This window comes from Candidatus Zixiibacteriota bacterium, from assembly GCA_014728145.1.
Lineage (GTDB): Bacteria > Zixibacteria > MSB-5A5 > JAABVY01 > JAABVY01 > WJMC01.
The window spans coordinates 1-13,074 of the sequence record WJMC01000074.1; the positions used below are offsets into that span (position 1 = coordinate 1).

12 protein-coding genes and 1 tRNA gene are annotated in these 13,074 nt (G+C 46.0%); 5 read left to right on the top strand and 8 right to left on the bottom strand.

Going from position 1 to position 13,074, the window contains the following annotated elements; genetic code table 11:
- Nucleotides 1–404: 404 nt before the first annotated feature.
- On the top strand, nucleotides 405–671 hold the full coding sequence (locus tag GF404_04645; protein ID MBD3381468.1) for a hypothetical protein: 267 nt from the start codon (nucleotides 405–407) through the stop codon (nucleotides 669–671).
- Nucleotides 672–783: 112 nt separating this feature from the next.
- Nucleotides 784–1,557 carry a hypothetical protein gene (locus tag GF404_04650; protein ID MBD3381469.1) on the top strand — a complete coding sequence of 258 codons (774 nt, stop codon included), beginning with the start codon at nucleotides 784–786 and terminating at the stop codon, nucleotides 1,555–1,557.
- 288 nt (nucleotides 1,558–1,845) lie between these two features.
- Here the strand turns inward: GF404_04650 and GF404_04655 are convergent, their stop codons facing one another.
- The 4 genes from GF404_04655 to GF404_04670 all read right to left on the bottom strand — a co-directional run bounded on the left by GF404_04655 (nucleotide 1,846) and on the right by GF404_04670 (nucleotide 6,391).
- Nucleotides 1,846–2,895: a hypothetical protein gene (locus GF404_04655; GenBank protein MBD3381470.1), complete on the bottom strand. Its 1,050-nt coding sequence runs from the start codon at nucleotides 2,893–2,895 to the stop codon at nucleotides 1,846–1,848.
- An 11-nt stretch (nucleotides 2,896–2,906) separates the two neighbouring features.
- A complete protein-coding gene (locus tag GF404_04660) occupies nucleotides 2,907–4,475 on the bottom strand; it encodes a hypothetical protein (protein MBD3381471.1) in 1,569 nt (522 codons plus the stop codon).
- A 6-nt stretch (nucleotides 4,476–4,481) separates the two neighbouring features.
- Nucleotides 4,482–5,426, bottom strand: a complete 945-nt coding sequence (locus tag GF404_04665) for a hypothetical protein (protein ID MBD3381472.1) — start codon at nucleotides 5,424–5,426, stop codon at nucleotides 4,482–4,484.
- A 605-nt stretch (nucleotides 5,427–6,031) separates the two neighbouring features.
- On the bottom strand, nucleotides 6,032–6,391 hold the full coding sequence (locus GF404_04670) for a cupin domain-containing protein (GenBank protein ID MBD3381473.1): 360 nt from the start codon (nucleotides 6,389–6,391) through the stop codon (nucleotides 6,032–6,034).
- Between the two features lie 125 nt (nucleotides 6,392–6,516).
- Here GF404_04670 and GF404_04675 point away from each other — a divergent pair, with 125 nt between their 5' ends.
- Nucleotides 6,517–7,716, top strand: a complete 1,200-nt coding sequence (locus GF404_04675) for a hypothetical protein (protein ID MBD3381474.1) — start codon at nucleotides 6,517–6,519, stop codon at nucleotides 7,714–7,716.
- A gap of 67 nt (nucleotides 7,717–7,783) precedes the next feature.
- Here GF404_04675 and GF404_04680 read toward each other — a convergent pair whose 3' ends face one another.
- From GF404_04680 to GF404_04690, 3 genes are all read right to left on the bottom strand, one after another.
- Nucleotides 7,784–8,557 carry a PEP-CTERM sorting domain-containing protein gene (locus tag GF404_04680; protein MBD3381475.1) on the bottom strand — a complete coding sequence of 258 codons (774 nt, stop codon included), beginning with the start codon at nucleotides 8,555–8,557 and terminating at the stop codon, nucleotides 7,784–7,786.
- A 351-nt stretch (nucleotides 8,558–8,908) separates the two neighbouring features.
- On the bottom strand, nucleotides 8,909–9,220 hold the full coding sequence (locus GF404_04685; protein MBD3381476.1) for a hypothetical protein: 312 nt from the start codon (nucleotides 9,218–9,220) through the stop codon (nucleotides 8,909–8,911).
- Nucleotides 9,221–9,528: 308 nt separating this feature from the next.
- Nucleotides 9,529–9,834 (bottom strand): RNA-binding protein, encoded by a 306-nt coding sequence (locus GF404_04690; protein ID MBD3381477.1) that lies wholly within the window; start codon nucleotides 9,832–9,834, stop codon nucleotides 9,529–9,531.
- Nucleotides 9,835–10,244: 410 nt separating this feature from the next.
- Between GF404_04690 and GF404_04695 the strand changes: the two genes are divergently transcribed.
- The gene (locus tag GF404_04695; protein MBD3381478.1) at nucleotides 10,245–11,450 is read left to right on the top strand and encodes a sodium:proton antiporter; all 1,206 of its coding nucleotides are present in this window, start codon (nucleotides 10,245–10,247) and stop codon (nucleotides 11,448–11,450) included.
- Nucleotides 11,451–11,535: 85 nt separating this feature from the next.
- Nucleotides 11,536–11,620 (top strand) — tRNA-Ser (locus GF404_04700).
- A gap of 171 nt (nucleotides 11,621–11,791) precedes the next feature.
- Here the strand turns inward: GF404_04700 and GF404_04705 are convergent.
- Nucleotides 11,792–13,074, bottom strand: a 1,283-nt coding sequence (locus tag GF404_04705; GenBank protein ID MBD3381479.1) for a hypothetical protein, incomplete at its 5' end; no start/stop codon positions are given.

Consider the following 13,074-nt stretch of genomic DNA (forward strand, 5'->3'; position numbering starts at 1 on the left):
TTGTTACCCTGGTGATATTTTTGATCCCCCACAGTGTCCTCGGCTCCGAGATCGATTACACCCAGATGGAAATGGTAAAAGAATAATATTGGTACATTGATGCTTCTTGAAAGTGCCCGGTTGACCTGCCGATATGAGGAAGGCACTGGTGAAACGCCCTGCACGCCAGACGAAATCATGCAAATCCATTTTTAGCACAATATTGTACTTGACATACCATTCTATTCATATTGTTATTGCCAAAGCGGTTCAGATCCATAGTACATACACCCCGGCCCGCCATCGGATTTGAACGCTTCTGATTGACTAACGTAAAAATACTGTAGCGTCATTGTTATGTTCTGTTTAGCAGAAGGACAATTATATTTTAACTAAGGGAGGTCTTATGGGACGATTAGTAAGTTATGCAAATATTAAAACTCTTGGAGGTGGTTTATGAAGATGATACTTGCAAACTGTTTTTAAGTATCGGTGTTGTATTTATGTTTGTCTTTTTAAATTGTGATGATCAAATTATTGATAAACCGCATCCAGGATTTGTTCATGGTTATGTCTATGAGGCTGATTCAAATGAGCCCGTAGATTCCGCTAGAGTCTATTTCAATCCCGAAAGTGACTTAATATATACTGATGCAAATGGATATTATCTTATTTTTTCAGGGATTGATTGAGCGAAATCGGGAATAATCCGTCTATTTGGATGTAAAGCACATTAGAGATATTATTCTATTCATGAGCAAATGTACAAAACATGGCAACACTATGATCTGAAAGAGATATGAAATGAAAATATTCAAACTAATTACTATTATTATGCTAACTTTTCTTCCCTGCCTTTTAGGAGAAAATAAGACAGAATCAGAATTGCCTACGGGTGATATTATGGTGGCTGCTGAATGCTGTTTTTTACGGCCTTACGAATTTGGACTTAGATTGGAGCTCAATAAACTTCCCGATCCCAGCACGGGTGAATATCCACCAGATTTATTCGAAAGAAAAGACTGGTACGAATATCTGAAAGATTCAATTGGCGATAGTGCTGATTTAGTAAAATACTACCTATTTGATTCTTTAAATGTAATAAAGGCTCTAAATGGAAACTTTAAAGGATTACCATTCAGGAAAGCTGTAACCGATTCATTAGGAAGATATATCTTTCACGATGTTCCGATTGGACGATATCAATTGATATGTTACGAAAGGAAAGAATTTGATCCGGAAAAGGAGCTTTCTGATAGTCTGTATTCAGAACGAACTGATTTTCCAATCGAGCCTTATAGTGATATTATTCAAGGTTTGATTGATACACTCGGTATTGATAGTGCCAAAATCGCACTTAGTACAGGATTCCGAGATGATAAAAGCCCTTTAAATAATAGATCTTCATATAGAACTACTAGATCTTCATGTGGTGCTGGAATCATGAATGGTATTCGAGTTGCACCAGATAGTACTGCAGAAGTAAGAATGGATTGTAAAGTATATACTGAACAAAGTCCGATTGGGCAATTACAATTCGATAAATGGAAAGAAAATTATAGAAGAAAGGAGAAATGAGCCTGATATAAATTATGCTTTCGGCGAAGATGATCCGCCAGTTCCTGTCACTGCTTGCGGTGATGCAAATTCAGATGCGTCCGTGGATGCCTCCGATTCAGTATATATCATTAACTTTATCTTTGCCAGCGGTAACCCACCCGGTGACTGTGGCACCGGATCATGGGGAGACGAAGACTGCTGTCCCTATGAATAGATTTCATGTTCGGGTAAACAACAAAACAGGAAAGCATCAATAACAAAGACCCCGCCGAACTGGCGGGGTCTTTTTTGGAGGCTTTCGCGATATTATTTAGATCCGTTGGGATTTCCGGTATTCATGAAATTGATCGAACTCTTCAGCAGATCGAGCGCGTATTCTGTGTTATGCACGCCCAGCGAACGATCTTCATAGACGAACAACCAGTTGAATACCGCACCGGCGGAATCGGCCGATACTGTGACATCGGTCGGATGTTGGTTTTCCAGGAGTCCGGCGGTTTCGAGAATATCCTCGAGCTCATCCAGAAGTCCCTTGACCTCCATCTGCACACCTTCATCCGAATCACCATCGCCGTCCAGATCATCGACATCATAGGCAAAATCGGACAGACCATTGTTATGACAGTTCTCGGTGTTGCACCCGGTCAGGTTGTAATGCTCTTTTTCCTCATCGTACATACCCCATGAATGACCGCCCAGGGTGTAATCTGCCGAGGCCGACATGTGGCAGTCGACACAACCGTCGATGGTGGCGTTGGTATGGGCTGAATTGTCGTAATCGTAACCTGAGTACTCATAGGCATTGGAACCAGCGAGCATATCGGCATGATTGGAGTGATGCGGTCCCCAGCGCAAACTGAGCGTGACATCACCGGTGATCTCGCGGATATCCTGACGGCTCTGATGACAGGAAGCGCAGATATTAGAATTGCCCTTATCATACGAGGTGCCATCCATAAGTGCGACCGCGTCGGTTACCCGCACACCCAGGTTACCTTTCGTATGAGGCTCATGACAGGTAAAACATCCGATCGCGGTGAAATCGGTATACTCCTCATCGACACCAACGGTATTCGTCAAGAAACCTTCATTGGTATGACATTTTTCGCAGGCGCCATAATACGGAGCGTTGTAGCTGTTGCGGTCGATATTATCACCGGAGGCGTGCTGGGAGCCTTTCCATTGCTCCTCAGCCGCTGTCAGGTCCAGATCCTGGTCGGAATGACAGGAAAAACACTGGGTGGCATCAGCCGCCAGCGATCCGCCCGATTCATTGACTATTTTTCGTTCGCATCCAATTAAGATCATCGCGGCGATACTGATCAGAACCAGTCCGATCATCAATAACTTTCTCATAGAGGTCCTCCCTATAAATCAAAATGCTTGATTATTTTCATCTCAACGATATTGGCCGTATAGTACTTGTCACGCACAAGGAAATCATCGAAGTTATGAACGTTATATTCTGCTTCAAGACTCAGGCCCGGAATCAATTCATAAGAGCCGGTAAACCTGAGGATGATGCTCTCGACATCGAGGTCCCGTTGCGAACGATAGTAAGTCAGTCCGATGCCACCTCTCAGCCCGCGATAGATTTCCGATGAAAAATCACCGAAGACTGTATGATCTGTAAACTCGAAATCGTCTACACGATTAAGGTAGTCGCCCATTGCAAACTGGTATCCGATATCAAAAAGCCCCAGCCCGGGCCACTCGAGGCTGTAAATGCAGTCGAACGCACGGTAGTCGATCTCGGTGCCGAGGTTGTCGTTTTCACGTTTTTTGTTGGCATACTTCATTTTCAGACGGCCGTATTCGGCCAGGTCGAGATTGGCCCGCAGATCATGACGACTGCGGTCTTCATCGCCAACCAGCCGACTGCCCTCCTGAATTTCCTCGGCGGTCATCCCGAAACTGGCGCGCAGTTCGAGCCATTCGGCAGCCATCACCCAGCCGGAGAAATAGAACGAGTTCGAATTCACCTCGTCCTCGAAATCATCGTTAATACCATGCTGGTACCCGACAGTCAGACCACCTGTACCGAGCCATGATTTCCCGAGATAGACAGCGTTGGTAATATCATCGGTGGCCACATAATCGCTGTCCGAGGATGACCGTTCGAACACGAACTCATAGCGCAGGCTGAAGCTTTGAGGCAGGTCAACACGGGCACCACCCCATCCGCGATTGGAACTGATGGTAAATTCGCTCTGGTCGTACTTGCTTTCAAAGCGATGAAATCCTCCAAACAGCGCCATGCGAACAGCTCCCAAATCCGGTAATCTAAACTTGCCGCGTGCCTTGAATTCGGTTTTGGTACGGTTGTAGTCGGAATTTTTGAGATCATTGAAGTTCACAAGACCGGCCTCGGCCAGAAACCATACACCACGATTGCAGTTATAACGAATTCCTCCCGAGTAACGAGTGTACTCGTAGTCAATATTTTTAGTCACTGCACCGGGATCGGGATCGAACAACTCGGTTACATTGCCGGACCTGCCGACAAAACCTCCCGTTCCCCACAGCTTGAGCTTCTTATGCGGATATATCCACAGCCTGCCACGGTTTGTATGGCGACGAGTATAGCTGTCGCCTTCGAAATCATACACCCGGCGATACTGGTTATGGCTCAAACTCAGGCCCCAAAAACCGGCCTGCCTGACACTCAGGTAGAGGTTGCGATTGTTCAGGATTATATTTTTCAGTTCAGCCGATACAGTAAGGTCATTGTCAAAGCGGTAGCTGAAATCAGTCAACGAAATACCCGGACCTTCATACAGATTAAAAGTCGGCTGATTTACACCCCTATTGCCATCTTCGTCGAGATAGAGATAGCTGAGTGAGAAATTGCCCGAACCGGAAGAAGCAAACAACCCGGTCACAATTGAAAGAACCGTCAGGACAATAACATTATATATGAATCGAATCCTCATCATCCCTCCTCAACGTTTGAAATCGTGGCACTCATAGCAATCCACCGGCATCTTCATCCCCAGGTCAGGGTCAAGAAGAAGCGGGTTGTGGTTGGAGCCGTGAATTTGGCTGTGGCAGTCGATACAGTTGTTGCGCGCGGCCAATCCGGCATGAGCAGTCCTGTGTCCGGCCGGTACGATATGACACTGACGGCAGGTTCCGTCGCCAGCCTGTTTCAACAGCCGATCGTTGGGCGCACCGTGGGGATCATGACATTCACTGCAACCGGAACCCTCAACCAGGTGCGAATAAACCACCGGGTGTTCATGAATATACGGGCCGGCTACTTCGTAATGACAATCCTGGCAGACCCAATCCAGCCCGGCCGTCATCCGGGGATCTTCGATCTCTCCCGGATAATGGCAATCGCTACAACGGATATTGCCAGACTCGAGTGGATGGCTGGAAGGACGATTGAATTTCAACGCCACTCCATTGTGGCAGGTCGTACAGTAATTGTCGCTGTCGTCTTTCACCAGGTAGCGGATATCGTTGTCATGAACTTTATGACAGCTCGAACAACCAAAATCCTGCCGGAAATGAGGGTCAGTGGTGACTATGGCGGCCTGGTGGGAAGTTTGATGGCATCCCGCGCAGAGCTCAGCCTGCTCAACAGCGGAGAGCTCATGGCCGGAGACGATCGTTTCCGGGCTCGGTTCCTCCAGATGAGCCTCCCAGCCGGGATGACAACTGATACATCCGAGAGCGAGCGGTGCCTTGCTTTCTGGATCGGTAACCATGCGGTGAACCGATTTCTCGAGCGACTTGCCCATCTCAGTATGGCATTCGAGACAGAGCTCGCTCTCTTCAATTAATTTCGCATTGGAAAAGTCCGTGCGCGCAACTACCGAAGAGAACGACAGCAAAACTCCCAGCAAGATAGCGAATACCCGGAGCAGTGGTCTGTTTCGCAATTAACCTCCCTGTATAGATTCAAGATGTATTACGATATTAGAAACTGCCGAGAATAACCCGACAGATAACCGATTTCGCCCCTGCGGAAATAGATTCAGAAAATATCTGTTTCTCCCACCGTTTATAATCTACATCTATTACTTATATACGCAACACCTTTTACAGCTATTTGCCTGGAATGTTTATAAAATTCGTAAAGAATGTCAAGTGAAAAAATATAACAGGATATATATAATCCGGTATTCGCGGAGTGGTGTAGATTTGACATGGTGGTATCGGCTGATATGAGGTAGAATCTACCCTCTGGCCTGACAGTTATCCGATGTCTTCGATTCTTTTGTTGTGCGACAAGGAATTACAAAATTTGATTTTTCTTCGAAAAGGGCACACCACTTGCAACCATATTATATTAGAATAAAGAAACCGGTCTATAAACACTCGAGACGAGTTCAATAGATTTGGTTTACTTTGAAAAGGGTGAATTGGGGAGACATTGCGGCCGTCTCCCCTTTTCAGATGAAATCAAGACTATCTATAATATAGTCTCCTTACCAAAACTCTGTCCGGCTTTTTGATGAGAGCCGGACAGTTTTGTTTTGGTCGTTTAACTATCCAGCCAGACTGTATCATCGGGAGAGGCATTGGTCTTAAAAACAAGTATCCGAAAATCTTCGGAGGAGGCATTTTTGACGCTGTGTACATCATCCGGTTCAGTGATCATCATATCACCTGTTTTGAGCACTCGCTCGAGTTCGTTGATCGTGAATGTCACCTCGCCCGAAATAACATAATAGTATTCATAAGTCTTCTCATGATAATGAGGCGCAACATAAGCACCCGGTTTGATTTCGACCACCTGCGCCAGGCAACCCTCACATTCGATTTCCTCCGGTGAAGCCAGGACCTGTTTTTTGTACCCTTTGCCCTCGATCCAGCCATCAGCCTTGATTTCTATTGCCTTCATAATTTTCTCCCTTCTTGTCAATGCCCTCGAAACATTAGCGTTAGAGTTGCATATATTTTAATAAATCAATAGATTACCTCTTGAGCCTGCAAATCTATATCATCTTTTGTTTAAAGGAGTATAATATGCGAAATAATGCCAAAGTTGCAAATCTGATTATATTTTCGCTTCTTGTTTTAGTTTCTGCAGTTGCCGATCTCTCCGCACAGCCTGAGGGCGATATCCTAGTTTTGGGGGAAACTGCCAGACTATATTCCGATATTCTCAAAGAGGAGCGACACTTATTGGTTTATATGCCGATCGGTTACGAAACCGGGCAGGGAAATTTCCCTGTGATGTTTCTTCTGGACGGCAGTACTCATTTCCATCATGTGAGCGGAATCTGCAATTTCCTGACCCGGCAAAACCTGATGCCCCCGACTTTGATAGTGGCCCTGATCAACACCGACCGTACACGCGATTTTACACCCTCAAAAGACGAAAGCCGGGAATATGGCGAGCTTCCCACAGCCGGCCGGGCAGATACCTTTTTGGCATTCTTTGAGCAGGAGCTGATCCCTTTCGTGGAGAAAAATTATCGCACCCAGCCTCATCGCACACTGGTTGGACATTCCCTCGGAGGACTGTTCGCGATCAACGCGATGTTCGAAAAACCGGAGCTGTTCGATGCCTACATCGCTATCAGTCCGACCTTCTGGTGGGATGATGAGATCCTGAGGCGCAAGGCCAAAAGATACTTCCGGCAGAATCAACCTCTGGAGAAATTCCTGTACATGTCTCTTGGCGATGAGGGCCGGAGGATGCAGACCGCGGCTGAGCGGTTCATCGAATACTTTGAAAGTGAAGCGCCTGAAGAGCTTGACTGGAAGTTTGTTTCGATGTCTGCAGAGACCCACGGCACCACCCCCCACCTGACAGTCTATCGCGGACTTCTGAGCCTCTACCGAAACTGGCAACTGCCCGAGGGGGCACTCGATTCCAGCCTGACCTTTGTCGAGAGCCATTACAACAAATTGAGCCGGCGCTATGGTTACGAGATCCAGATTCCCGAACGAACGATCAATATCATGGGGTATCGCGCGCTGGGTAACGAAGATTTTGACCTCGCGGTCAGCTTGTTTAAACTCAACGTCGAAAAATATCCGCACTCGGCCAATGTCTACGACAGCCTGGGAGAATGCTATGAGGCGATGGGTAAGCCGGGACTGGCACTACAAAATTACCGCCAGGCAGTTGAACTGGGAGAAGAAAACGATGATCCCAACCTTCCGATCTACGAAGATCATCTCGAAAAACTGAAAGCCCAAAACGACAAGGATATGTGAGTTACTTGTATAAGAAAAAGGCGGTCCGCTGTTGGACCGCCTTAATTATATCAAAGATCTGTATAGACTACCTGTTTTTTCTGCGCAGGATACCCACACCGGCCATACCCAGACCCAGAAGAATCAGGGTTGACGGCTCAGGAACCACGTTGAAGTCCTTTTCCAGAAGATCATTACCGCATTCCATAGTCATGTGAACATGCACGGTATTGAAATCGAAAGTTCCAAACATAGACTTGGAAATACGATATTCGGTGATCCAGGTGTCGGTCTGACCGGCAAACATCGGATCGGTTTCGAAATCCAGCTCTTCGGTCATGACCATATCGACGGAGCCCAGGAGAGTACCGTTGACCATCTTGTAGGCACCAGCCTGATTTCTGATATTGGCGTTGTTGCCATAAGTTCCCTGAGCGGAGGGGATATAAGCCCAGCTGTCGACATCATACAGGTTTCCGGTTTCGTCGATCGCATAATCATACATGCTTCCATCAAAACCGAAGAATAAATGACCGCGCTCGAAATTTTTGTCGAAAACGGTCGAATAAGCGGCTAAACCAAAAGAGGCAGTGTTCGAGAAATACAAGTAATCATTGTCAGCGGCAAAATTGGCGCCCTCGATATCATACTTCTCACCGCCATCCGGTTCTTCACCCGGTGAGGGTGTCTCACCAATGTAAACACCATTCTGCCATCCGAAATCGATATCGGAAGTGTTCTGGTGCTCATCGAAATAGGAACCGTAGGAATTGCCAAAATCATGGTAGTTCCAGCTGTAACCCATAGCGGATGCACTCAGCGCAAACACCAAACAGGCGGCCAGAATCATCAGTTTTTTCATTTGAAATCCTCCTATGTAATCAAAAACAATTCATTCTGACCTTTATATTAAGCAAATATCGTGCCGTAGAGAATTGTTTTTCCAGAAAGTCGCATTAGTATTTTCTTGCAGCACAACAGGTTATAAAAACTACCCTGAACATCCCCCTTAAAAAAATTTAGAAATACCCGAGATTGTAAGCGATTCCGACACCCTTAATTGAGTGATTCAATGAAGCGTCTCTAATTCATTATAAATCAGTATGTTATAAGTGTGTGGTGCGATGTCAGAATTTTAAACAGTTTTTCGATAGGAATGTATACTGTAATTGTATTGTTTTATGGGTGATCAGCCCGGTTAAAACCCGGGTAATCAGATAAAGTTGTCCAGCGTTTTTTCAAGATCGTTAAGCTTGTCGTAAACTTTCAAGGCACTTTTTTTCGCCGCTTCGAACATCCCGGATATGGTCAGATCTTCGTTTTTGAGATCTTTATTGGTGAGCGATTCGAGTAGCTTGCCGTTTAAATCATAGATTCCCATGAAATCCATTTCGACACGCAGATTTGTCTTCCCTATATCTGTAATGAAGTTTTCACCATCCAGCTCACGCCATTCGATATTGCCTTTGCGGGTCTGGTAGAGGATTTTTTTTAGAATTCCGATAGTTTTTTTCTTTGTTTCCATGACTTGTCTCGCGGTAAAAGTTTACTTGTTTGTATCCACATAAATATTATTCGGAAGGTTATTCTCAGCAGTTTAACGCTTTTGGCTCTTATTGCCGAATTTCTGCAAATTTAACATGGATTGTTTGATTCTGGCAAAATGAATCTTGTTATTTGCTGAAGAGCAATTGACCGATTGGATCGGGTCGTCGGCAAAGCAGGATCATGAGAACGGACGGAATTGTATCAGATTTCGACCGCTATAGAACACAGAGAGGGAACGACTCGAGTCATTCCCTCTCATTGAAAATCAGTTTTCAGATTTAAGTATTAAAAGCCTCTCCGGCCACCGCCACCGCCGTAGCCGCCGCCACCGCCACGCGGCCCACGGTCTTTTCTTGGCCGGGCTTCGCTGACGTTTAAGTTGCGGCCACCCAATTCGGTATCGTTGAGTCCGTTGATCGCGGCCTCAGCTTCCTCGCTGGAAGGCATCTCGACAAATCCGAAACCTCTCGATTTACCGGTATACTTGTCGCTGATAATGTTGACTTTTTCGACTTCTCCATAGCTCTCGAAAGCCTGGCGAAGTTCGTCCTCTGTCAGATCGAACGAGAGGTTTCCTACGTAGATATTCATGCTAAAAACTCCAGACATTGAAACCTGCCCCTCAAGCTCCGCTAACTTACTCTCTCTGAGCCCGGAGGAGGTCTCAGTTAAACCTGAACAAACCAGCCCATATTTCCAAGATTCACTTGTTTTAGATCTTGTAAAAGCGGTATGGCTCGATCACTGTACCTGAAAATACCGCAAACCTGCGACTTGTCAAGTGAAATTATCGTTATGATTGCCTATAGCACATAATATCAAGAATTATAACATAATACCGAAACATAATAATACCCAAACAGGAATATCAGCTATACATTGTAAAAGCCGTTCGGACTGACATAGATGAGACAGATATCGATTTTGTTGAATTTCAGGGCAAAAACAGGAACATCTGCTCAAATTGCGATGTTCAGTTTCAAAAGTGGGGAGCATATAGATTGAAGAAAGTTTTTGTTTATTCCATACTGCTTCTGATCGGCCTGATTATATCCCAGTTCATGACCGAACTGGCCGGGGACAGCTATGACACGGTTTACGAGGTATTGCGTCTTCTGACCGTTTTCTGCCTCGGGTTTATAATGATCCATGTCGGTTATGAATTCGAGATTGACCGCAACAACCTCAAATCCTACGCTGTCGACTACGGTGTGGCCGCAACCGCCGCCGCTTTCCCGTGGTTATTCGTAGCGGGTTATTTCGTTTTCGTCATGTCCTCCAGTTCGGCCTGGGGCTCATTCGACACCTGGAAGGAAGCCCTTCTTGCGGGTCGCTTTGCCGCACCGACCTCGGCCGGGATACTGTTTTCTATGCTGGCGGCGGCCGGGTTATCGATCACCTGGGTTTTCCGTAAGTTGCGGATCCTGGCGATCTTCGACGATCTCGATACCGTGCTTTTGATGATTCCGCTCAAAATGATGATGGTCGGATTCAAGTGGCAGCTGGGTGTGATAGTGATCATTATGGTTGTCTTTCTATGGTTTGCCTGGCGCTACATGCACCTCTGGAAGATACCGATCTCGTGGCCGTGGGTGATGGCTTACTCATTTATCCTGACGGCCATAATTGAAATCATCTATCTCGGAAGCAAGATGTTCGACGAGGTTGTGACGATACATATAGAAATCCTTCTCCCAGCTTTCGTCCTGGGTGCCATGATTGCCCGTCCGCCAGGAAGCGATCCTCATTCCGATGATGCCAGAAACGGTCACCAGGAAGGACCGGAAAGTCCCGAGGAGCAGAAAGTATCCACCTATGTCTCGGGTGCTTTTATGGTTTTAGTGGGCCTTTCGATGCCTTCTCTGGCGAAAGCTCTCGGTTCACAGGCCGGCGCTGATATGACCGCTTCGACTATCGCGATTCATGTCCTGATCGTCACAGTACTGGCAAATCTGGGTAAGATGTTTCCGGTCTTTATGTATCGTCGTGAAGCCACCTTCAAGGAGAGACTGGCGATCTGTATCGGAATGTGGCCTCGTGGTGAAGTCGGAGCCGGAGTGTTGGTGGTGTCTTTGTCTTACGGTATCGGCGGTCCGATGATCGCGGTGGCAATGCTGTCACTGGCTTTAAACCTGTTTTTGACAGGAGTTTTTATCCTGGTGGTGAAACGGCTCCTGGCCGATGTAAAAGTACTTGATCACTCCTGATTATCCTGCAATTCTGCTTCATGTAATCGGTATAAAGCCGTTGACAACAGTTGACGAAGACTATATTATAAATCCGCACATATCCGGAGGAGTGGCTGAGTGGTCGAAAGCGGCGGTCTTGAAAACCGTTGTACCGCGAGGTACCGTGGGTTCGAATCCTACCTCCTCCGCTTTAAGTTGTAATACCACAACAAGACGCACCAAATAAGCGGAAAAGTTATTTGACATCCCAAGTCGCTAATCTGCTGTAATGCAAAGATTTATCCAGAACCTAAAAAGCACAAGCGAGAATTGAAAGTGATAACTGGAGGATTTTTCCGATTACCTAATAAGAAACAATACTATTGAAATCTAACTGACAAATAATCATTTATAGCGGCAAAATACAGACCCGATTCTTTTACTGGTTCTTTCAGGGTCCGTTTCCAGATGTCTGCATATAGAAGCACCTGCGGGGAGTATTTTTTGACTGCTGATTGGATTGTGTGCGAGGTTACGATATCTGTTTTATAGTCGACTATAACCCAGCCGTCAGGTTCATGGAAAACCAGATCTATTGCACCTCGGATTAATGTTGGGAGTGAATTTGACTCGGATTCGTCAAGGCAGATTTCAAACGGGAATTCTGTGAATCTTCTATCGCTTTTCATAGCTCGCTTCCAGATATTGGACTGAATCACTGATTCGACAAGTTCGACCGCGCTGGAAGCCAGGCCCGAATCGAGATCGTTTTTTCGCATTTCCTCTTTTGCAATCCTATTCAAATCAAGTTCGGGATTTAACAGAGAATACTCGAGTATTGCATGGATCGCTGTGCCCCATTCAATTCCATGTTGACCTCCCTCGACTGCAAGAGATTCGATAACTTCTGATGTATCGCTATCAATTATCGTATCAGCTTGACCGATCTTTGTCATCCACTCTGGAGCATAATCCTTTGCCGTATAAGATTGGTAGGTCGGTTTTCTTATCAGATCACTGTTTTCCAGAATAGATTTTTCAGCATACTCGATCTCCTCCGGTAAAATCAGTTGCTCTTCTGCCTGGGGTGCTCTTTGAGAACCGGGATCCGGGATCTCATTTTTTGACTCGATATATTCATCGAAATATTTCCAGGGATTTGTGTTATTGCGTTTATTCTTTTGGGTTATGATCAAAACCGATTTGGCTCGGGTAGCGGCGACATAGCGTAGCCGTAGTTTTTCAGCTGATTCGAATTTTTCCTCTCTATCCGCTAATGCTTTCCAGTTTTTCGGATGGGCAACAGGAACAGTCCTGTATTGTCCTTCTCTCAGTGAGATTGCTAAATACCCCTTTGCCAGTTCACCCGAGCGATCGATATGGAAAGTTGACCCGAAGTCGTTTTCCCCGGATGGATCCGCTAAAAAGATTATCGGTGCCTCGAGCCCCTTGGCCTTGTGAAGATTCATGATCCGGACTGCGGGTTTTTGCTTCGACTTGATCGAGACGCCATCATATTTATCTTTTGCTTCTACCATCTCCCCCAATCGTTCGATCAGTTGGCTCAGAGTGGGAGTGTCTTTTTGCATCGTCCGCAGAATTTCAATCCCTTTTGCCAATCCGCCGGCTTCTATATCTCCTCCAGGTTTGATAGACGCGGAAA

Coding starts and splice junctions, on each gene's coding strand:
- GF404_04675 (MBD3381474.1), top strand. CDS start 6,517: ATGCGAAATAATGCCAAAGTTGCAAATCTGATTATATTTTCGCTTCTT.
- GF404_04685 (MBD3381476.1), bottom strand. CDS start 9,220: ATGGAAACAAAGAAAAAAACTATCGGAATTCTAAAAAAAATCCTCTAC.
- GF404_04670 (MBD3381473.1), bottom strand. CDS start 6,391: ATGAAGGCAATAGAAATCAAGGCTGATGGCTGGATCGAGGGCAAAGGG.
- GF404_04660 (MBD3381471.1), bottom strand. CDS start 4,475: ATGATGAGGATTCGATTCATATATAATGTTATTGTCCTGACGGTTCTT.
- GF404_04680 (MBD3381475.1), bottom strand. CDS start 8,557: ATGAAAAAACTGATGATTCTGGCCGCCTGTTTGGTGTTTGCGCTGAGT.
- GF404_04690 (MBD3381477.1), bottom strand. CDS start 9,834: ATGAATATCTACGTAGGAAACCTCTCGTTCGATCTGACAGAGGACGAA.
- GF404_04650 (MBD3381469.1), top strand. CDS start 784: ATGAAAATATTCAAACTAATTACTATTATTATGCTAACTTTTCTTCCC.
- GF404_04645 (MBD3381468.1), top strand. CDS start 405: ATGCAAATATTAAAACTCTTGGAGGTGGTTTATGAAGATGATACTTGC.
- GF404_04655 (MBD3381470.1), bottom strand. CDS start 2,895: ATGAGAAAGTTATTGATGATCGGACTGGTTCTGATCAGTATCGCCGCG.